At 55.5% G+C, this 19122-nt stretch carries 18 protein-coding genes; 13 read left to right on the top strand and 5 right to left on the bottom strand.

From position 1 onward, the window contains the following. The first annotated feature begins 16 nt into the window (after positions 1-16). The 4 genes from DYY88_RS21000 to DYY88_RS24565 all read left to right on the top strand — a co-directional run bounded on the left by DYY88_RS21000 (position 17) and on the right by DYY88_RS24565 (position 2761). Complete coding sequence (locus tag DYY88_RS21000; RefSeq protein WP_039726248.1) at positions 17-1192, top strand: GNAT family N-acetyltransferase; 1176 nt, start codon at positions 17-19, stop codon at positions 1190-1192. A 182-nt stretch (positions 1193-1374) separates the two neighbouring features. Then, a complete protein-coding gene (locus DYY88_RS20995) occupies positions 1375-1782 on the top strand; it encodes a DUF4346 domain-containing protein (RefSeq protein WP_044151123.1) in 408 nt (135 codons plus the stop codon). A gap of 273 nt (positions 1783-2055) precedes the next feature. Further along, entirely contained in the window at positions 2056-2328 is a 273-nt protein-coding gene (locus tag DYY88_RS20990) for an AbrB/MazE/SpoVT family DNA-binding domain-containing protein (RefSeq protein ID WP_039729659.1), read from the top strand. 163 nt (positions 2329-2491) lie between these two features. After that, a complete protein-coding gene (locus DYY88_RS24565; protein ID WP_201278977.1) occupies positions 2492-2761 on the top strand; it encodes a hypothetical protein in 270 nt (89 codons plus the stop codon). 172 nt (positions 2762-2933) lie between these two features. On the opposite strand, the gene DYY88_RS20980 is transcribed toward DYY88_RS24565, so the two are convergent. Next, positions 2934-3449: a PEP-CTERM sorting domain-containing protein gene (locus tag DYY88_RS20980; protein WP_039726246.1), complete on the bottom strand. Its 516-nt coding sequence runs from the start codon at positions 3447-3449 to the stop codon at positions 2934-2936. A gap of 732 nt (positions 3450-4181) precedes the next feature. Between DYY88_RS20980 and DYY88_RS20975 the strand changes: the two genes are divergently transcribed. Both DYY88_RS20975 and DYY88_RS20970 read left to right on the top strand, forming a co-directional pair. Beyond that, positions 4182-5300: an MliC family protein gene (locus DYY88_RS20975; RefSeq protein WP_052288322.1), complete on the top strand. Its 1119-nt coding sequence runs from the start codon at positions 4182-4184 to the stop codon at positions 5298-5300. Between the two features lie 295 nt (positions 5301-5595). Continuing rightward, complete coding sequence (locus tag DYY88_RS20970; RefSeq protein ID WP_039726245.1) at positions 5596-6105, top strand: hypothetical protein; 510 nt, start codon at positions 5596-5598, stop codon at positions 6103-6105. A 46-nt stretch (positions 6106-6151) separates the two neighbouring features. On the opposite strand, the gene DYY88_RS20965 is transcribed toward DYY88_RS20970, so the two are convergent. The 3 genes from DYY88_RS20965 to DYY88_RS20955 form a co-directional block, all read right to left on the bottom strand. Continuing rightward, the gene (locus DYY88_RS20965) at positions 6152-10090 is read right to left on the bottom strand and encodes an AAA-like domain-containing protein (RefSeq protein WP_039726244.1); all 3939 of its coding nucleotides are present in this window, start codon (positions 10088-10090) and stop codon (positions 6152-6154) included. An 87-nt stretch (positions 10091-10177) separates the two neighbouring features. Further along, complete coding sequence (locus DYY88_RS20960; RefSeq protein ID WP_039729657.1) at positions 10178-10750, bottom strand: REP-associated tyrosine transposase; 573 nt, start codon at positions 10748-10750, stop codon at positions 10178-10180. 76 nt (positions 10751-10826) lie between these two features. Then, positions 10827-12176: an AAA-like domain-containing protein gene (locus DYY88_RS20955; RefSeq protein ID WP_039726243.1), complete on the bottom strand. Its 1350-nt coding sequence runs from the start codon at positions 12174-12176 to the stop codon at positions 10827-10829. A 590-nt stretch (positions 12177-12766) separates the two neighbouring features. On the opposite strand from DYY88_RS20955, the gene DYY88_RS20950 reads away from it, so the two are divergent. The 4 genes from DYY88_RS20950 to DYY88_RS20935 all read left to right on the top strand — a co-directional run bounded on the left by DYY88_RS20950 (position 12767) and on the right by DYY88_RS20935 (position 15359). Next, positions 12767-13390, top strand: coding sequence for a hypothetical protein (locus DYY88_RS20950; RefSeq protein WP_039726242.1), 624 nt, complete (start codon positions 12767-12769; stop codon positions 13388-13390). A gap of 198 nt (positions 13391-13588) precedes the next feature. Beyond that, complete coding sequence (locus tag DYY88_RS24560) at positions 13589-14224, top strand: hypothetical protein (protein WP_201278976.1); 636 nt, start codon at positions 13589-13591, stop codon at positions 14222-14224. Positions 14225-14363: 139 nt separating this feature from the next. Continuing rightward, positions 14364-14978 carry a hypothetical protein gene (locus DYY88_RS20940; RefSeq protein WP_039726241.1) on the top strand — a complete coding sequence of 205 codons (615 nt, stop codon included), beginning with the start codon at positions 14364-14366 and terminating at the stop codon, positions 14976-14978. Positions 14979-14990: 12 nt separating this feature from the next. After that, a complete protein-coding gene (locus DYY88_RS20935; RefSeq protein ID WP_130199548.1) occupies positions 14991-15359 on the top strand; it encodes a hypothetical protein in 369 nt (122 codons plus the stop codon). A gap of 34 nt (positions 15360-15393) precedes the next feature. Here the strand turns inward: DYY88_RS20935 and DYY88_RS20930 are convergent, their stop codons facing one another. Next, positions 15394-15732: a hypothetical protein gene (locus DYY88_RS20930; protein ID WP_039726239.1), complete on the bottom strand. Its 339-nt coding sequence runs from the start codon at positions 15730-15732 to the stop codon at positions 15394-15396. Positions 15733-16124: 392 nt separating this feature from the next. On the opposite strand from DYY88_RS20930, the gene DYY88_RS20925 reads away from it, so the two are divergent. The 3 genes from DYY88_RS20925 to DYY88_RS20915 are packed head-to-tail and all read left to right on the top strand — an operon-like array spanning position 16125 to position 18988. Next, positions 16125-17312, top strand: a complete 1188-nt coding sequence (locus DYY88_RS20925) for a DegT/DnrJ/EryC1/StrS family aminotransferase (RefSeq protein ID WP_039726238.1) — start codon at positions 16125-16127, stop codon at positions 17310-17312. Positions 17313-17321: 9 nt separating this feature from the next. Next, the gene (gene crtB / locus DYY88_RS20920) at positions 17322-18224 is read left to right on the top strand and encodes a cyanoexosortase B (protein ID WP_039726236.1); all 903 of its coding nucleotides are present in this window, start codon (positions 17322-17324) and stop codon (positions 18222-18224) included. A 32-nt stretch (positions 18225-18256) separates the two neighbouring features. Continuing rightward, a complete protein-coding gene (locus DYY88_RS20915; protein ID WP_039726235.1) occupies positions 18257-18988 on the top strand; it encodes a cyanoexosortase B system-associated protein in 732 nt (243 codons plus the stop codon). Positions 18989-19122 lie beyond the last annotated feature (134 nt).

Below are 19122 nucleotides of genomic sequence, written 5' to 3'. Positions count from 1 at the left end.
TGTCACCCCAAAGTCTATGGTTCCGCAGCCGAAGCCCCAGTACACTCTCGCCTGGATTCGCCAAATTCATGAAATTCCGCAAGCGGCGTGGGATGCGATGGCGTTGCCGCTGAAAACACCCTTCCTGGAATGGACGTGGCTGCACAATATGGAGCACTCGGGCAGTGCGGTGGCGAATGCGGGCTGGTTGCCCAACCACTTGACTGTGTGGTGCAATCAAGAGCTGATCGCCGCCGCGCCGATGTATCTCAAAAGCCACAGCTACGGCGAGTTTGTGTTTGACCATCAGTGGGCCGAGTTGGCGAGCCGCTTGGGGGTGGAATATTATCCCAAGCTGCTGGGCATGTCGCCGTTTACCCCCGCCGAAGGCTATCGCTTTCTCATCGCACCGGGGGAAGATGAGCGCCTGATTACCGAAATGATGGTGGCGGCGATCGATCAGTTTTGCGATCGCAACCATATCTCCGGGTGCCATTTTCTCTATGCCGACCCCGAGTGGCGATCGCTGATGGAAGAAATTGGGTTCAAAAAGTGGCTGCACCACAGTTTCATTTGGCAAAACGACGGTTACGACACCTTTGATGATTACCTCGCTCGGTTCAACGCCAATCAGCGCCGCAATATTAAGCGGGAGCGCAAATCATTAGAGAAAGCCGGACTGCGGCTGGAACCCATCACCACCGACGACATGCACCGCGCCAACTGCTCGCTGATGTATGACTTTTATGCCGACACCTGCAACAAGTTTGGCTGGTGGGGCAGCAAGTATCTCACCCGCAAGTTTTTTGAACAGCTGTATCCCGACTATGCCCATCGGGTGGCGCTGTTTGCCGCCTACAGTGACGATGTGGATGAGCCCGTCGGCATGTCGTTCTGTCTGTATAAGGGCGATCGCCTCTATGGTCGCTACTGGGGCTGCCGCGAAGAGTACAACCACCTGCATTTCAACGCTTGCTATTACAAGCCGATTGAATGGGCGATCGACCACGGCATCCAACTCTTTGATCCAGGGGCGGGGGGGCGTCACAAAAAACGTCGGGGCTTTCCGGCACGACCAAACTACAGTTTGCATCGCTTTTATAGCGATCGCCTGCAAAAGATTTTGGTGAGCTACATTGATGAAATTAACGTCGCAGAACAGCACGAAATTGATGCGATTAACGCTGATTTGCCGCTTAAAAGTTTGAGCTGAGCCTGAATCTTGCCACCAGCGCTCATGGCGCTGGCTGCGAGACCGGGCGGGCGTCGTTGGCATAGCCCTAGTCATTGGCCCCGCTGCCAAGCCGCGCAGACATTCAAGTTAGAATGGTCATCCGGCAAAAGTTCCACGACTCAGTGCCGCATCGTTGCCAATATTTTTTCTAGAATTGTTGAATGGTACAGACCTCTACGCCGCAAAAATTGAGTCCCAACGCTTTGACTGATCTCGATAACCGACTCTCTCACCGCTTTATTGAGCTTGATCCGGGCGGTTATTTTTTGATCTATTTAGACCGCGAAAATAGCGTGATTTGTGCCAAGCATTTTACGAACGTGATCAACGACAAGGGCTTGGCGTGTGATCCTGAAACGGGGGAGCCATTGCCCTGCGAGGGGGGCGTTCAGCGTCAGCACTCCTATGTCTACACCGGACGCACCGCCAAAGAATTGTGCATTGCCATCTTTGAATCCAGCGATCGCCCCTGCCCCGTCACCATGATGGATCATGCCGCTTACCTGGGTCGCGAGTTCGTCCGGGCGGAATTAGCGCTCCTGGCGGGTCAAGAATACGTGCAGGATTAAGGGATCAAACGCGATCGCCCCCACCTTCCACCTTCCCTTCACACCAAAAAGGGGCATTGGCGCTAGCCTGTCCGCAGGACAATCGCCCCCCATCATTCCGCAGAACAACAGCGCGATTGCCTCCACCCAGCATCGCCAAACGCGGTGCGATGGCCGCGTTCCAAATTGCTTGCAGCTCTTGCTCATCGGGGGATGAGGGCAGATCGTTACAATAGGTGCAAATCAATTTGGTTGGGAGGTCAGGATTCAGTGTCTGAAAATGGAGAAGCAGCCGTGACTGCGTTGCAAGTGAGTCTGCAAAAAACTGGCAGTGTTACGATTCCACCGTCCATTCAAGCGGAACTTGGTTTGGGTACCGGGGATATGCTCAATCTCCTTAAGATTGGTGATTGCTTGCTGTTAACTCCGAGACCGTTGCAAGTACCCCAGTTGGCTGATCAAATTACCGCTCTGCGAGAAAACAGTCAGCTAGAACTAGCCGATTTACTGACTGGCTTGGCAACTGAGCGGCAACTCATCGGCGCAGAAAACGCTACGGATGCGTAAGGTATTTCTGGATTCCAGTGTGTTGATTGCGGGGGCAGCATCGCGGACAGGGGCGAGTCGAGCGGTGCTTACGCTGGCTGAAGTAGGCCTATTTCAAGTAGTGGTGGCATAGCAAGTATTGCAAGAATGCCAACGCAATCTGACGAAAAAGTTGCCAGCCGCGTTGCCAGTGTTTAATCAACTCATCGCGGCTTTAAAGCCTGTGGTGCAACCGATGCCCAGCCAAGATGAGGTGCGGCCCTGGCTGGAAGTCATTGAGGCCAAAGATGCGCCGATTTTGGCTGCCGCCATGCTAGCTGGGAGCGATCGCCTGCTGAGTTTGAATACAAAAGACTTTACGCCTGCGGTTGCTGAGCGGGCGGGCTTGGTGATTCAGACGCCAGCTCAATTTATTGAAGCCCTCCGAGCAGTCGTGCAACGAGCCCTGCAATAGACCATGTCAATTGCGATCGCTCCACCCGCCCTCCTTCCCTTCACGCCAAAAAGGGCGTTGGCGCTAGCCTGTCCGCAGGACAATCGCCCCTAACGCACCCCTGCCAATAAAAAAGCGGGACGATCGCCCCGCCTGAACCAGTTCATTGAACTCAAGAATGTAGCGCCACGGCTTACGCCTTAGCCGACCGCTGGCGCTTGAGGGCCGAGCCTGCACCCACCAGGCCAACTGCCCCCAGACCCAACAGCGTCATCGGCTCGGGCACCGACTCGGCGACTTCTGTGGCCACAGCGAACGTGGATCTTACGCCGCCAATAGCTGCAGCTGGTGCTGCGCTTGGAGGGTTTTGGGTGGTATTCCACGCGCTGCCTAAGGCGGTGCTACCAGGAATAAGCTCCTGATAAAGAAATATAGGACCGAGGATATTAGTGTTACCCGAAGTAGAATCACCGTTCGGCAGACCTAAATCGTCGTTCACGACGGTCGCAAACTCAGTCGCTAGCGTTGCGTCACCCCACCAGACCTGATTTTCTAGCGTTGACAGAAAATCGGGGAAAAACCCCTCGATAGTGGTGACTTCATACTGCGTGCCCCCCACAGTAAAGAGGGCAGCTTCGGCGGGGGCAGCGGCAACCATCGAGGCTGTGGCAGCAGCGGCGGCGATTCCCATCAGGGCCAATTTATTCATGTGTTTGTCTTCCTTTTCCGTGAAATAACGAATGAGCAGATTGCTTGTTTGAGCAATAACGAATGCACGTTCGCAGTATCACGTAAGCAACTTTACGGGTAAAGGTATAAAAGTTGTTTTTGGCAGAAGCTTTATGATCTCGGTATTCACATAAATCTCCTATAAAGTTTTCGCCATGCAAAGCTTGATGGACTCCCTGAAAATAGATGAGCGCAACCAAAATTGATCTTGATTGATGAAAAAATGCCAAGAATAGACTATTCAGTTAAATCAGTTAGGCCATAACTTTATCGTGAAACTGCGTCAGATAAGTCAATTAAGCTGATTAATTGGCGTCAAATATTAGATCAGGGCTGATTTTAGCCTTGGGAGTTCGGGGCAATGCCATCCAAATCAGGAGGTAATCTGACCTCGATCTATCACATCAGTAGGATTGACAACTCTAGATCATCAAATTTCTAGCGTTGCAGATAAGTCAGATAAGTCACTTAAGAAATTTTTGAAATATTTGACAGGAGATTGGCATCAAAAACAGCCTGTTAAAAAGGCGACCTGATGCTTCATTAGCCGGGTGTGATTGCTCGCTCAGAGAAAAATGGACGGCGCGATCTCGGCTTTGCTGGAATCTGAAAAATTGTCTTAGTTTCCTGGTCTGCCCCAGGCAAATCGGTAAGATTGGAGACAAAACAAGAGCGATCGCATCTGTCATCCATAACGTTTTTGAAATTCCTGATGAAAAAACTGTCTGCTTTAACGAGCATTACCTTGCTCACCAGTCTGGCGCTGCTGGGCTGCAATAACGCGAAAACCGACACCGCCGCTGGACAAGGCGCTCTCGTCACCTATCAGTGCAAAGACGGTCACGAGTTCACCGCGCGACTAGCGGCAGATGAGGCAGTGGCTGACCTGCCCGATCGCCCCAACCTGGCCTTGCCCCTGGTGGAGTCAGACTCGGGCACCACCTATAGCGACGGCAGCACCAAGCTGATGATCGATGGTGAAAAGGCTGTGGTGGAGGTGAATAATGCGATCGTGCTGACCGAGTGCGTTCTCAAGACTTCGACCGCCGAGGCCGAGCAGCCCGCCACCGCTCCTGCGGAAAGCGCATCCGCCAACAACGCGACGGCGACTAACAATCAACCCACTGCCAGCAGCAGCGCTGGCTCAGGGGGCAATCGCACGCAGCGGGTGCAGTTTGCTTCGGGAGCCACAAGCGCCACCGTCGAAGATCGCATCGTGGGCTATGACAGCGTTGACTATGTGCTCAATGCCCAGGCCGGACAGTACGCCAACATCAGCATGGCCACCGATAACGGAGCCAATTATTTCAATATTTTGCCGCCGGGGAGCAACGATGAAGCCATCTTCGTCGGGTCGACTAGCGGCAATCAGTATGAGGGCACCCTGCCCGCCAGCGGCGACTACAAAATTCGGGTTTACCTGATGCGCAGCGCCGCCCGCCGCGATGAGGCCGCCAACTATCGTCTGGAAATGGTAGTAGCTGGCTCCGGCGGCAGCGCCTCGGGGTCCGGCGGCAGCAACGTCCAAGACGATGCCCTGGTAGCGGGCACGCCCTACAACGCGACGGGCAATATCTCCTGTGTTATTGGCCGCGATGGGGCAGATGGTTCCTGTGCGTTTGGGGTGGTCCGTGAGGGCGGTGGCAGCGGCTTTGTCGAAGTCACCCATCCCAATGGCAGCGCCGTCTCCATCTATTTCCAAAATGGCGAAGCGGTGGGTGCCGAAGGGGGCAGCGGGGCCTTTTCGGCCAGCCGTCAGGGCGACCAGACGGTGGTTTTCGTTGGCGAAAATCGCTATGTTCTGCCCGATGCCATTATCTATGGTGGCTAGTAGGGGCGCACAGCGTACGTGTTTAGCGTCTGTGTTCGGTTGTCATTCCTCCCAGCAGAGAAAAGGAGGCTTAAGGTAGTGACTATCGCGCTGATAGGATGNNNCACCTGCCAACAACGAGGCGACTCGTTCATCGAACAAGTCGCCCAAGCCATGGTGCGGCAAAATCGCGCTGCTTAAATCGACGCTAAACACGTACCGCACAGCCGTGCGCCCCTACGGCCTTTGCCGGGATTTAGGCACACGACCCTGCGTCCCGACGATTCACTTCACTGCAAATACATGATGACAGCCCATGAATACTCGACTTTTTAGTACCTGGGGAGCGATCGCCCTCCTTTCGCTCACCGCCTGCACCAACCCCAGTGTCGAAACTGACACCGCACCCGAGGCCGACCTGCCCCCTGAGACAGAAGTCGCCACCCCCGACCCCGAAACCCCGGTTTCTGAAATCGTGGAAGGCGTGACCCTCAGCGAGGATGGTCAAACCATTGTCATGGCTGAATTTGCCATGCTCGACGCCTACTGCATGGGCGGTGACGGCAAGCTGGCGATTTCCTTTGTGGGAGAAGAACCGGGCAGCGATGACCAACTCGTGAGCTGTGGCTCTACCTTTGACGGCTTTGAAAGCGATCGCGAATCGGGCTTTGAGGGGGTGACGGTGGTGGCTCCGGCGATCGCCGACAATGCCCTGCAACTCAATGAGGGCGAATACACCCGCGTCCAATGCCTCAGCGATCACGCAGGCCTCGACCCCGCCCCAGAAAATGCCTCCGACGGCCACATGGTGCTGAACTGCTTGTAAAGCTGGGTGTTAACCGAAGCAATGTCTACAGCCTTGCCCGGACAACCTATGGCTTCTGGCAGATGTTGACTTGAGTGGCAACCTCTGGGTGCGTGGCGAGGTAGTCTTGCACCCAAGTGCAGCCTGCGGCCATGACTTGATCGGGGTTGAGGAGTTGATCGAGCGGCCACACAATCACCACATCATCAATGCCGCTCGATGCCAGCATTGGGCCATGAGTCGCCGTGGCAGGCGCAAAATCCACATCCAGCACTCGCTCTTCGTGGCCTTCCAGGGTGAGGCGCAAGGTGCCGTCCAGACCCCAGAGTTTGATGCTTTTATCCCAACTGGCGGTGACTAACACGGTGCCCCAGTCTGTTGGCAATCCAGAGTTAGAGGGTATAAAGGCGATCGCATTCACGCGAGCAGTGTGTCCCTCCAACGTCTTCACGGGTTCCCCAGCCAGCGTCCAGAGTTTGACCAGGCCCCCCTCACCCGCTGTTGCGACGTATTGACTGTCTGGACTAAAGGCAACATCCAGCAGATTCTCGGTGTCGGCAGTGAGTTCGATCTGAGGCGGAATCACAAACTGACCAGACGCTTGGCGTTGCCAAAGTCGCAAAATTTGGTCGTCCCCGACGGCAGCTAACCACTGATCATCCGGACTGAACGCCACCGCATTTAACCGCTGCTGATCAGCGATTAGGGTTTGCTGGGCAGTGCCATCATCGCTCCAAAGCCGAATCGCCCCATCCCAACCGGTGGTGGCGATTGCCTGACCGTTGGCGTTGTAGGCAACATCAAACGCCACATCCTCATGGGCCAATACCGTTTGCCGCAAATTGCCCGCGCCATCCCAAAGGGTAAGGCTGCCATCGTTGTGCACCGCCGCGATCGCGCCATCGTTGGGACTCACCGCCACTGTCCAACTCTCGCCCCGCTCCACAGTGATCGAGTGCTGGAGATGATTCTGAGCATTCCACTGCTTCAGGGTGCCATCAGCGCTGGCCGACACAATGTGCCCATCGGGCGTCCACGCGACTCCCCACACCGAGGCTTGGTGACCGCGCAAGACCGTGAGGCTTTCCGGTTGCAGTTGCCAGAGACGCAACAGACTATCGCCGCCGCCAGAGATCAGGCGTTGGTTATCTCCGGCAAACTGTACCTCCCAAGTACCCGTCGCATGTCCGGCTAGCGTTTTGATCAGATTGCCCTCAGTGTTCCAAAACTTGATTGTGTCGTCCCAACTGCTGGAGGCCAGGGTCTGACCGTCAGGACTAAACGCTAGACTAATCACCGCATTGTCGTGCTCTGACTGGGTGCGCAGCCAGGTGCCATCGCGCTGCCACCAAATCACATCACCGTACCAGTCGCCAGTGGCAATGGTTTGCCCATTGGGGCTAAACGTAACGCTGACTAACCGATTTTCGCCCTTCTCTGACACTTGCCGATTGGCGAAGGTCTGCAAGCGTTGGCCGTTCATCGACCAGAGTTTCAGCGTATTGTCCCAACTGGCCGAGGCCAGGGTTTGACTGTCGGGGCTAAAGGCCACATCCCAGACAAAATCATCGTGCCCCCGGAAAGTCTGTTGCAGTTGCCCGTCGCGGCTCCAGAGTTTTACGGTCTGGTCTTCGCTGGCAGAGGCGATCCACTGCCAGTCGGGACTCACATCCACAGCCATGCCACGATTTTGGTGGGCATTCACGGTTTTAATGGGGGTGCCGTCTGCCGTCCACCAGCGCACAGTACCATCGCGTCCCGTCGAGATCAGGATTTTCCCATCGGGGCTAAACGCCACATCCATGACTTCGCCCTCGTGCCCAGTCAGCACTTGGATCAGGCGACCATCGGGGTGCCACAGGGCGATCGCGCCCGATAGGTGAGCTGATGCGATGCGACCCTCGGCATTCACTGCCGTCCCTAAAACAATGCCAGCATCCGTGCCAAATCGATTGCGTTCCACCACTTGAAAGCTAGCCCGCCGCAGATCTGCTTCGACTTGAGTGGCTAGGGATGCGGGGGCCTGGGACAACTGGTTGAGACGAGTTTGGGCCTGCATCGCTGCTACCAAAGCATCTAATCGATTGCCGGAGGCAAACTGCGCTTCGGAGGCATTGGTGATGGCGGCCACTTCTCGCAGCGCCGACTGGCGTTTTTCCCAAAAGGCAAAACTGCCCAATAGGGTCGACACGAGCAAGGCCAAGCTGACGGATCCGAGCAGCGATCGCTGTAATCGTCGCGCCCGCTGTTCTTGTTGCAGGCGTTTTTCTTGCTCTACCAACCGCGCCTCCACCTCTTGCAGGCGCTTGGCTTCTTCCACCCGCTTCACATCATCCAGATCGGTGCTGGTGCCAAACCATTTCATCACCTGGCCCTGGGCATCGCGAATCGGCACTGCTCGATTGAGAAACCAGCGATAATTCCCCTCGGCATCCCGCATCCGCAGCTGCACCTCGTAGGGTTCACCCGTGGCGTGAGCGTTTTCCCAAGCGGCGCGACTGCCAGGGCGATCGTCGGGGTGCACCACATTCATGCGCTGTTGCCCTTGCAGAGCCTCTAGGGGCAACCCCGAAAAATCTTTACCCTGCTGATTGCTGTAGGACAGGTTGCCGTCGGGTTCCACAATCCACACGATTTGGGGCACGGCTTCGGCCAATTGGCGAAAGAACCGCTCGCTCTCCGCTTTCGCATCCAAAAGGTGCTGGATCCGCTGGCGTTCGGCATCTTGACTGGCCGCGAGAAACTGGTAGTCCAGATCGCTGAGACTTTTGCCCTGCGCCCACTGCTCTGCCTGTTGCAGTGTCTGACCTTGCAAAAGATAGGTGGGGTCTTGGCGATCGCGGGTCACCCACCCGGTCAGGGCCGCCGCGTAGGGCCGCAAGCGTTGGAGTTGTCGCTCGACCCACGGCTCAGTGAACACCTCCTGATAAATGCGGTTTTTGATGGCGAGGCGATTGCCCTGGCGCACCAGTAGTCCAGACAGCAGTAAATCAACCTGTTCGCGGCTATCGTCAGTGGGGATGGTTTGCCCTTGCAATAGCGCTTGATAAATACCCAAAATGCGCCCGGTGCGGTTCTGATGCCAGAACAGATGGTCGCGAATGGTGCGCAGGTGAATGGGTTCGTCTTGGGCTTCCCAATGGTCGAGGATGCGCGATCGCACCAGTTCCTCAACCCACAGTTCCGCCATACCGGACGATAGCGACAACGGCTGCATCTCGGCCTGCTGCGCCGTTTGCACTGCCAGGTCACACAGCTTTTGCGTCAAAAATGGCTGCCCTGCCGTCCAGTCCAGAATGCTTTTGAGAACCGCCGAGGGATGATCCACCCAGGGTTCCAGCCCCGCTTGCAGGGGCGCACTCTCCGCCAGGGTAAAACCCGTAAGGGGAATCGCCCGCCCCACGTTGAAAGGGGTCCGTTGTTTATCGGCCATCAAGTCTGTTGGTGTCGTGACCCCAAAGAGGGCAAACGTGAGGCGACGATAGCGGGGATCGTGCGATCGCTGGTTATAGCAGGCTCGCATCCAGGCAAAAAAGTCGTCGGTAGAAAACTCCAGACTGAGCAGGCTGTCGATTTCGTCGATAAAGATATAGAGCGGCGGCCCGGTCTCCTCGGGCAAGAGCACCGTTTCCACCAGGTGATTGAGGCGCTGCACCAGCGTCAACTCGGCGTGGGCTTGCCACCAGTCATGAAACTGGAGCCGTTGGGAGAGGCCCAAACTTTGCAGCAGGCTCATCACCACCCCGGCATACCACTGGGTTTGGGTGAGGCCCGTGGTGCCCAGGCGGGTCATATCCAGATAGGCGCAGGCCGCCCCCGTCGCTTGCAGCTGCTGCTTCATGCGGATCAACAGCGACGACTTGCCCATTTGCCGCGAGCTAAAGACATAGCCAAACTCGCGAGCTTGCAGGGCCGCTTGAAGGTCGCGATCGGCCTGGCGCACCACATAGTTAGGGGCATCGGCTTGCAGACAGCCGCCGACGTGATAGCAAAAGGATGAGGTCATAAGCTTTGCAAGGAGATGCCTCTAATCATCCAGTAGAAAAAGTAGGGTGGGCACTGCCCACCACCTGATAACTGCCCACCCCCCAATCTATTCGCCCACCACCAAACTCGCCCCCTCATACTCAACCCCGGCCTCTTGCCCGCCGCACCGACATCCCCAATCCTTTGCATAAAATCCATTCTTGACAAATTGCCGAAAGCTTGAGAACTCCCACTGATGGGGGCACCCGACAAAGCCATGCTTGACCGGGTTGTAGTGCAAATAATTGATGTGTCCAATCCAATCGGCTTCATCGCGAATGGTGTGCTCCCAAAATCGTCGCTGCCATACGTCGCTTTCTCGCTGCCGTTGGCGAGACAGACACACATCCTGCGGTAGCGCCACATTTCCTTTAAAGGATCGAGTAAACAATACCTTCAGTCGACCGACGCGCTTGGAGTAGTTGTCATCGTGAGGGGGCAGAGTCCAGACAAAGTGCAGGTGATCAGGAAGGATAACGGCGGCAGTGATGTCGAAGGGCATTTCGGTCTTAACGATGGCCGCCGCCTGACGCAGGCGTTGGATATTTTCGGGCTGTGCAAAGAGAGTTTTTCGATTGTAAGTGACCAGAGTGAGAAAGACCGCCCCACCGGGAGTGTAGACACGTCGGTAATCAGGCATTTGGGGATGGGAAGAGACGTTAAGTTGAGTGTTCCCGATTGACTGGTGATAGAGGGGATGGTGGGCAGTGCCCACCCTACTCATACAGCGAAAATAGGGCATTCCGCAGATAATCGCGATAAAGCTCTAGACTCATTATCCAACCGGTCGAGGTCGATTTAATCAAGCCCGTCGCCTCAAGCTGATACGCCAAGATGGGGTCGAGCGAGATCGGGCGATCGCTCATCACCAATTCTTTCAGCACCGCCATTTGCTCCGGCCCATCCTGCACCCGCACCAGCATCTCCTGCAAATAACTATGGAAAATGCCCGTACGCTCCGCTGCCTGCTGTCGCAACTCAGTCAAGGTCAACGCTTGCTGACGTAAATGGTAAAGCGCTAATCGAATCAGTTGTGGATGTCCCCCCACTAGTGTCATCAACTGCTGCTGCGCGACGGCATCGAGCTCCAGGCCATGCCATGCCACCAGGTCATTGACCTGCGCAGGCGTGAACTCTGGCAAGGGAATGGGTAAGCCGACGTTAAACGGCGATTGATTGATGTCGAGGGGCAAGTAGCTCTCGGTGGCATAAGACACCACTTGCCGCAGGCGCTGCCACCCGGCATCGTGCCGCGCTTCCTCATACCATGAGCGCAGCACGGGCAAAACGGTTTGGGCGGTGGCGGCGTGGTCAAATAGCCGGTCGAACTCCTTAATATGGAGCAAAAAGGGCACCGCACTGGCGTCTAAAATTTGCTCACGGATAAACAGGGTTGTGCTCAGGGCGTTGCCCAGTACATCGCTCCAATAGTCTTCGACATTGAGTTGGCGACCCAATTTGACGGCGATCGCGTGGCAAAACCAACGCAAAAATGCGCTGGGATTCGTCAATGTGCTGGGTTCGACCTGAAGGAGGTCGATGGAGGCGATGCCATAACCCAGTTTTTCGGCCTGGGCTAATAGCCGCAACACCAGAGAACTCTTGCCAAATCCAGAGGGAGCTTTAATGCGGATCACACAACCCGGCTGCGTCATTTCGTGATACGCCCGTTCTTCTAAGGGCGATCGCACCACGTACAGCGGTGAATCTAGCGGCACTGGCCCCGTGGGATAGGGGAGCGGCCCTGAGAGGGGGGTCGGGGTAGACGCGGCCCCCACTGCCCCCTTGCTTTGCGGACTCTGCAAGTCATCTAACGTCAGCTCCAGGTCAAAGGTGCTGAAAATTAACTGCACTGACTTGTGGTCAACCCCTACCTTGCCCGACCAGAGCCGACTAATCGTTGACTTAGAAACTCCCGTCTGCTGGCTAATATCCGCCGCCGTGAAGCGATCGCCTTGATTCATCAAGACTGCGGCCTGATTAATCGCAGCGGTAAGCCGACGTCGCCCCTCAGCGCTCAAAAATACACCCCGCTGGCGCTTTGTAAATTTTTCCCTGGGGCTCATATCACCCATCCCTCAACATTCCCCTTAACCCTGTCGTGCTGTCCGATGACTGACTGAGGAGGACCCTCAAGCTCACAAACTCAGGCCCATGCTCAACACTCGTAATTCAGTCCGGAGTGCATCCCCGTTGCGTCACCCTCCCCTGAATTCCTCGCTCAGCCTAGAGAGAGACTTATCCGCCCCCTTTTCCAAAAACTAGGAGCAGGGGCTGGGAGATGTAGAGCTTTGCACTTCCCGCAGGGTGGGCCAATTGACAAAAGTGGGATGTACTCTTCAGCCATGACTTTATCTAACCATTTCAGCCAACCACTCGGTAGCTAAAAGCGACAGGATCAAAATTTCCAAAGGATCGTTTTTCCTTATAAAACTCCTTAAATGACTTAACTGAAACAGGCTCTTTCCTTGTCTTAAAGGTTCTAAACGATATCGATATGGATTTCCAGAAGAATTCATACCAGAATCTTTTCTTAGTATTATCTGTGCCTGTAAATGCTAAGTGACATGCTATACATAGCTGCACAAATACTAGATGAAGGGTATTTTTCCGACACAGTATTTCAGGTTGAGTTCAAGTTGCTGTCTAAAAACTAATGAGAACAAAAATTTCTGCTGTCGCTCTCTTGACTGCGCTGATGCCCCTAGGGTTAGCGATCGCGGCCAAAGCCGATACCGCGCCAGCCCACTGTGATTTGTACGCCCCCGGTGGCGCTTATGCCTATCTATCCACCAGCTGTACCTTCTCCCAACGACAGGGCTACATCGGGGTGCAGTTACAGGCCAACGGCCAGCGCTACGACTTTGAGCCAACCGGGCAGTCTGGCCGCTACACCGACCAGTACGGCGGTTTGATCTATCAAAACGTGTTTGAGTCGGGCCAGAGTTTTGAGTTTCCCGATGGCTCAGAACTGTACGTCTATTGGGATGCCAGCAGTTCCTACGGCAGTGCCCCGGTGCAGGACTATGGCCAACGGGTGGGGACGCTGACGGCTTACGATCGCGGTTCCCAAATCAACGTCCGTAGCGAACCCACCGTCTATTCTTATGCCCACAGCTACGGCCTCGCGGGCGATCAGGTGGAAATTCTGCAATGCGTGCAGGATACCGACACCGCAGGCAGCGACCTGAACTGGTGTGAAGTGCAGTTTTTAGAATCCGGCGCAGTGGGCTGGGTGCGCAGCGACTTCATCATCTTCCCCAGCGACGGCTATTTGTAATCGCGTTGCCAGCGCAGACGCGGACGGGTCATTCAATCAATGTTCACAACCTGGCGGCAGCAGCAGTGTCGCGATCGTCTCGGCGGTTTGGGCGAGGGGCTAAAGGCTGCGCTGCTCTGTCGCCAGCCGCTCAATCATGACGGCCCCCCGGCCATGGCTGCATTCTGCCAATCCACACTTTTTTCGAGAACCATCACCATGAAATCTTCTACTACGCTTTTGGCGACCTTACTGATGTTGGGGGCAGCGGGCACCATCATGCCCGCCCAGGCAAATCCCCGCCTTTCGACCACGCCGATTCAACTGGCACAAAGCTCGGTGCCCACCACTTACATGACTGCCCAAGGCCCGAACGAAATTATCGTGCAGATTACGGATGGAAATTTCTATTTTCGCGATGTGCTGCATCGTGGCTATGGCAACACCTATCAGGCGACAGATCACGGAATTCGCGTTAATTACGATCGCGACAGCGGTCGCGTAGTCGTCATCTCTGATGAAACGGGCGAGGAATTCTACAACTACTTCTTTACCGAACCCAGCAGTGTGACGAACAGCAACGCGAGCAGCTACGACGATTACACCACCGGCCCTCCTTCCTTCGCTGAACTGCTCCGCGTAGCCGACAACGAATATTCTGCCGAATTTAGCGAAGGCCAATTTTACTTCAATGGTCCGCTCTATCGGTCTTCTGGCGATGTGTTTGTCGGCTCTGATGGCCGGTTTCGTGTCATGTACGATCGCGGCAACAGTCGCGTGGTGATCATCAATCTGTACAACGGCGAAGAACTCTTCAACTACATCTACAGCGAAGCTGACGAAGGCTATTTGTAAAGCCCACATAGCATCCTGGAGCAGCATCAGATACATCGCTGGTAGCCAAAAAACTCGGCTGCCAGCGGCGGTGGGGGTGCATTTGCTGCATTTTTGAATGAGAACACCCAATGTCTTTTTGTATCGTGAAGTTGTCATCATGAAAAAAGTCTTTTTGCCCCTCGCCACCGTTGGCCTTCTGCTGCTTGCGGGCACCGCCTGCACCGCACCGGAGACCGGTTCCGAGCCCTCTGAAACTAGCACCGAAAGCACCGCCCCAGCGGCGCTATTGACCTACGATGGCCCCGCCGAAAATATCCCCGTCACCGCTCAGTACCCCGACACCATGACCGTGATGGGCACAGGCAGTGGCGAAGGCGTTGGCGTCTTCTTTACCTTTACGCCCCAGGGCAACGCCCTCGACGATGCGGAAGTCAGCGTCTTTTTGCCTGCCAATACCTCGGACACAGGCGACCTGATGGACTTCATCACTGGCCCCAACGGTCTGATCGAAAACAATGGCTGGACTTTGGACGGCTCCCGTGCCGACACGGCTTCAGAGTTTCCCTATCCCTGGTTTGAGATGGTGTTCGACATCAGCACCGACATGGAGCAGTCCGGCCATATCTTGATTGGTCAAGCGGCTGGGCAGCCCATTCAAGTAGTGGTGCTGTATCCCGCCGAGATGGCTGACGAGTTTTGGCCCGCCGCCAATACCGTGCTCGATAGCCTGGAGTTTGATGCCAATCTCTTACCCATCACGACCTCCGAGTAGAAGCCCGGTGCTTTGAGGCCAAAACGTTGGCTGTGGCAGAGCAACGTGGAGCGCGATCGCCCAGGAGACATCATGGACTGGCTCGGTTTATTCTTTACCCCTATCAAACCGTTGATCGCGCATCCCGAGCGCAGCATCGCGGTCGCCACGGTGCTCCTCGCGATGTTTGGAGTGCTGGGCTGGGCGCGGCGACGCTGGCCTTGGCCCCTGCTGTGGGCCACCGGTCTCTGGGCCACCTTCGCCCTTTGGGAATGGCTGATTTTGGTGCGGACTCCCGAAGCCAATATTCGCGTCGATCTGCTGTTGATTTATCCGGTTTTGCTGATCACAACGCTGTGGGCGCTCTGGGTCGGGTTGCGATCTCGCCGCTTACCAGAATGACCAACCACATCGGGCAAGGGCAACCACAGGGCAATCAGGTCGCAGCGTCGGCCCAAATTTGCTCAACTGCCACCGCAATCCGACTGAGGTCGTCGTCTAACAAAGGTGGCCAGTCAACGTTTTGGGTCTTGCCCTGGAGATAGAGCTGCCGACTTTCATACGTCAGGATAAACAGTGCATGCCCCAGCGATCGCTCAATCATCGGTTCCTTTTTCAGTCCCTGAGCCAGCGTTTTGAGCGCCAGCAACAGCGACGTCACCTGTCCCGGCACTGGCGCTTCGCCACGCCGCAAACAATCGATGAAGGGGGTTTGTCCTGGCACTGGTGCTAGGGTCTGGGCCAGCACAAACCGACGTGCAGTATCAAAGTCCATGATGGCAGCATCCTCCGAGGAAACACGTTGAGATTGTTGCAAGCGAGACAACTCCGGGCACCCTAAAGCCAACTTGTTGATGCGAGATTGCCCTCAACATTCATGGAGACTTTATCAAGAAAGCGACTAATTCTGTAATAAAACTGCGAATCACTATAGCAATTGCCATCAACGTTGGTGACGATCACTAACATCAAAAATACATCTAATGCCTGAATTGCTGTTAATGATTGATCTTTGATATCGCTGACTGGATGACGCGAGCGGAGGAAATCAAACTGCTCTTAGGTTCTTTAGCAAAGCAGCCCGCCTGCAAATTGTCGCAATTGCCCTCAATCGATTGGCTGGCCTATTTATCTGCTATCGCTTGCCCTTAAACACCGATATTTCTTATGACTAAACCCAGAGAATTAATTCCGTTTGTCGATCTGTCCTGGCAACACGACCAGATTCAAGACGAGATGCAAGCTGCCTTAACCGCAGTTTTGAGTCGCGGTGATTTTGTTTTAGGGCAAGCCGTCAAAGAGTTAGAAGCCGCCTTTGCGGCGGCTTCGGGAGCGCAGCATGGGGTCGGCGTGGGCTGTGGCACGGATGCGATCGCCCTCGGCCTCTCGGCCTGCGGCATTGGTGAAGGGGATGAAGTCTTACTGCCCGCCAACACCTTTGTCGCCACACTCATCGGCATTTTGCGCAGCGGCGCTACGCCCATCTTTGTGGACTGCGATCGCGAGACGGCGTTGATTGATTTAACCGCCGCTGAAGCTGCTATCACACCCAAAACGCGAGCGATTGTCCCCGTCCATTTATATGGACAAATGGTTTCCCCCAGCGGCCTCAAAGCCTTGGCCGAACGCCATAATTTACTGATTTTTGAAGATGCCGCCCAAGCTCACCTAGCCCAGCGGGAAGGCGTTACGGCAGGCAGCATCGGCATGGCGGCGGCTTTTAGCTTCTATCCCAGCAAAAACTTGGGGGCCATTGGCGACGGCGGCATGTTGTTGACTCAAGAAGCCCTCGTCGCCCAAACGACGCGATCGCTACGCAACTACGGTGCCGTCCGCAAGTATTTCCATACCGAGCCTCAAGGCACCAACAGTCGCTTAGATACCCTACAGGCATCAGTTTTGGGCCTCAAACTTCCCTACCTGCGGGAATGGAATCAAGCCCGCAATCGCATCGCCCAACACTACGACGAACGCTTGGCCAGTCTGCGAGAGTTCGGCATCATTCCCATGCGCAACGACAGCGGCACCGGGCATGTCTACCACCTCTATGTCGTGCGCATCACCGCCGACTGCCCTCTCGATCGCACCGCCCTACAACTCGCGCTCGAGGAACAACAGATTCAAAGCGGCATTCACTACCCAGTGCCTTGTCACCTCCAGCCGGCGTTTCAGTCGTTGGGATATCAAGCCGGTGATTTCCCCATGTCAGAGGCGTTATCGCAAGAAATCCTGTCACTCCCCATGTTCCCCGGTATGACGTTAGAGCAAGCCGACCGGGTGATTGACGCGATCGCCCAAGCCATGAACTCAGGTGCCAACCTGCCCGCATCGTCCACTGTGTTGTCAGTCAAATAAATCCGACCTATGACGTTGAAGACATCTGTACTCAAATCTCGTGGGTCACTGGCCCCCTTATCGATCGCCCTGATGGGCCTATTGGCCGTGATGTATGGCCCCCTGCTCTGGCATTGGGTCGATGGCTGGCTGAATAAGTCCATCAGCATTCAGCACGAATATTTTAGTCATGGGTTGATTGGCTTACCCTTTGCCGCTTATTTGGCTTGGAGCCTGCGCCCCCAGTGGCGCGAACTGCCCGATCAGCTACATCCATCGGGCATTGGCTTGTTGGCCATGGCCAGTGCTCTTTATCTGAGTCAACTGTCCGACTGGATGAACATTTCGTTTCCGCTGATGCTTGCGGGTCTTTGTATGACGCTCAAGGGCTGGCCTGGACTCAAGCTAATGGGCTTTCCCCTGGCTCTTGTCGCCCTCGCCACCCCGAGCCAACTGCCTTACTTGATTGAGCCGTACATCTTGCCGTTGCAAAGCTTTATTGCCAGTGTGGCGGGCTTTTTGCTGATGCAAGCGGGCATTGATGTCACCGTGGATCAGATCTATTTGCGAGTCAACGACCAGATGGTGGAAGTCGCGCCTCACTGCGCGGGCCTTAAAATGCTGTTCACCAGTCTATACGTGGCTTTGATGCTGATTTACTGGAACGATGTGTGGCGATCGCGGCTGCGCACCATCCTCTTTTTGCTCGCCACGGTAGGCGTCAGCGTCTCTGGCAATATCATTCGCAATGCCTTACTGAGCTACTTTCACGGAGTGGGCAACAAAGCCGCGTTTGCCTGGTTACACGACAGCTGGGGCGGTGACCTTTACTCTGCTCTCATGCTACTTTCGCTGATCTTCATTTTGCGACTCATCCAAACTTACGTGCCGTCGCAGTTATCGCTTGAAATCAAATCTGAAACAGCGGTCTAGCCCGCATTCTCATCCAAAGGAGGCTCTCATTCATGGCTGACGCTGCCCAAACCAGACCTAAACCACGCTCCTTGGTTCAGTGGGGCCTCATTGCGATGCTCGCAGCCATTGTGGCGATCGCAGCGTTGCCCAGTTATTTCAGCGGTCAGTGGCCCTGGAGTAGTGAACTCCCCGTCCCCCACTTAGAAGAACTCCGAACCCTCTTAGAAGAGCCCCTCGCGGTTCCCGGTTGGGAAAACACGTTTTATCAAGAGGTACCCATTGGTGGCGATCGCTGGACCCTAGCCGAATATCGTCAGGTAGGGGGCACTGATGCCCCAGGGGAAACCTTTGGGCTCTTGCTCCGTCCGCAGCGATCGGGGGACCAGCAACCCGAAGTCGAGTGGGTCGATTTACGAGGCGCACAAAGTTGGCAAGTGGATAATCGCCATCAGGTGCGCTGGCAGCTCGCTCCCGAATCTGGGACTGCGGACCCATTATCAGTGACGACTCAATATTTACGGGGTATCGACACCCGCAATACGTTTGCCGTGATGCAGTGGTATGCCTGGCCAAGCGGCGGTCACTTTGCGCCTGGCAAGTGGTTTTGGGCCGATCAGGTGCAACAGTGGCAACAGCGGCAGCGGCTCCCCTGGGTCGCCGTCAGCATTTTGCTACCCATTGAACCGGTGGGCGACATTCGCAGCCATACCGCCACGGTCACTGAGATTGCCCAAGCGGTGCAACAAGGACTGTTGACGACCACCTTCTCTAGCGATGGCTAATCCTGAGTTGTTGGAGCGCGATCGCCACCCCTGCCAAGCGGTGATGTGCCAGAATCGACATATCTACCCGGTGCCGATATCCTGGTGCTGGCTCACCGCTACCAACGACAGAACTGTCCCGAACCCTGATTCAA

The organism is Leptolyngbya iicbica LK (assembly GCF_004212215.1).
Classification (GTDB): domain Bacteria; phylum Cyanobacteriota; class Cyanobacteriia; order Phormidesmidales; family Phormidesmidaceae; genus Halomicronema; species Halomicronema iicbica.
Note: the sequence above shows the minus strand (reverse complement) of the source record. Positions and strands in the feature narration are given on the sequence as shown.

Bases quoted from the DNA above. Each gene is read 5' to 3' on its own strand.
- DYY88_RS20925 (WP_039726238.1), top strand. From the start codon at position 16,125: ATGACTAAACCCAGAGAATTAATTCCGTTTGTCGATCTGTCCTGGCAA.
- DYY88_RS21000 (WP_039726248.1), top strand. From the start codon at position 17: ATGGTTCCGCAGCCGAAGCCCCAGTACACTCTCGCCTGGATTCGCCAA.
- DYY88_RS20975 (WP_052288322.1), top strand. From the start codon at position 4,182: ATGAAAAAACTGTCTGCTTTAACGAGCATTACCTTGCTCACCAGTCTG.
- DYY88_RS20940 (WP_039726241.1), top strand. From the start codon at position 14,364: ATGAAAAAAGTCTTTTTGCCCCTCGCCACCGTTGGCCTTCTGCTGCTT.
- DYY88_RS20915 (WP_039726235.1), top strand. From the start codon at position 18,257: ATGGCTGACGCTGCCCAAACCAGACCTAAACCACGCTCCTTGGTTCAG.
- DYY88_RS20965 (WP_039726244.1), bottom strand. From the start codon at position 10,090: ATGACCTCATCCTTTTGCTATCACGTCGGCGGCTGTCTGCAAGCCGAT.
- DYY88_RS20930 (WP_039726239.1), bottom strand. From the start codon at position 15,732: ATGGACTTTGATACTGCACGTCGGTTTGTGCTGGCCCAGACCCTAGCA.
- DYY88_RS20970 (WP_039726245.1), top strand. From the start codon at position 5,596: ATGAATACTCGACTTTTTAGTACCTGGGGAGCGATCGCCCTCCTTTCG.
- DYY88_RS20950 (WP_039726242.1), top strand. From the start codon at position 12,767: ATGAGAACAAAAATTTCTGCTGTCGCTCTCTTGACTGCGCTGATGCCC.
- DYY88_RS20980 (WP_039726246.1), bottom strand. From the start codon at position 3,449: ATGAATAAATTGGCCCTGATGGGAATCGCCGCCGCTGCTGCCACAGCC.
- DYY88_RS24560 (WP_201278976.1), top strand. From the start codon at position 13,589: ATGAAATCTTCTACTACGCTTTTGGCGACCTTACTGATGTTGGGGGCA.
- DYY88_RS20955 (WP_039726243.1), bottom strand. From the start codon at position 12,176: ATGAGCCCCAGGGAAAAATTTACAAAGCGCCAGCGGGGTGTATTTTTG.
- DYY88_RS20995 (WP_044151123.1), top strand. From the start codon at position 1,375: ATGGTACAGACCTCTACGCCGCAAAAATTGAGTCCCAACGCTTTGACT.
- DYY88_RS20960 (WP_039729657.1), bottom strand. From the start codon at position 10,750: ATGCCTGATTACCGACGTGTCTACACTCCCGGTGGGGCGGTCTTTCTC.
- crtB (WP_039726236.1), top strand. From the start codon at position 17,322: ATGACGTTGAAGACATCTGTACTCAAATCTCGTGGGTCACTGGCCCCC.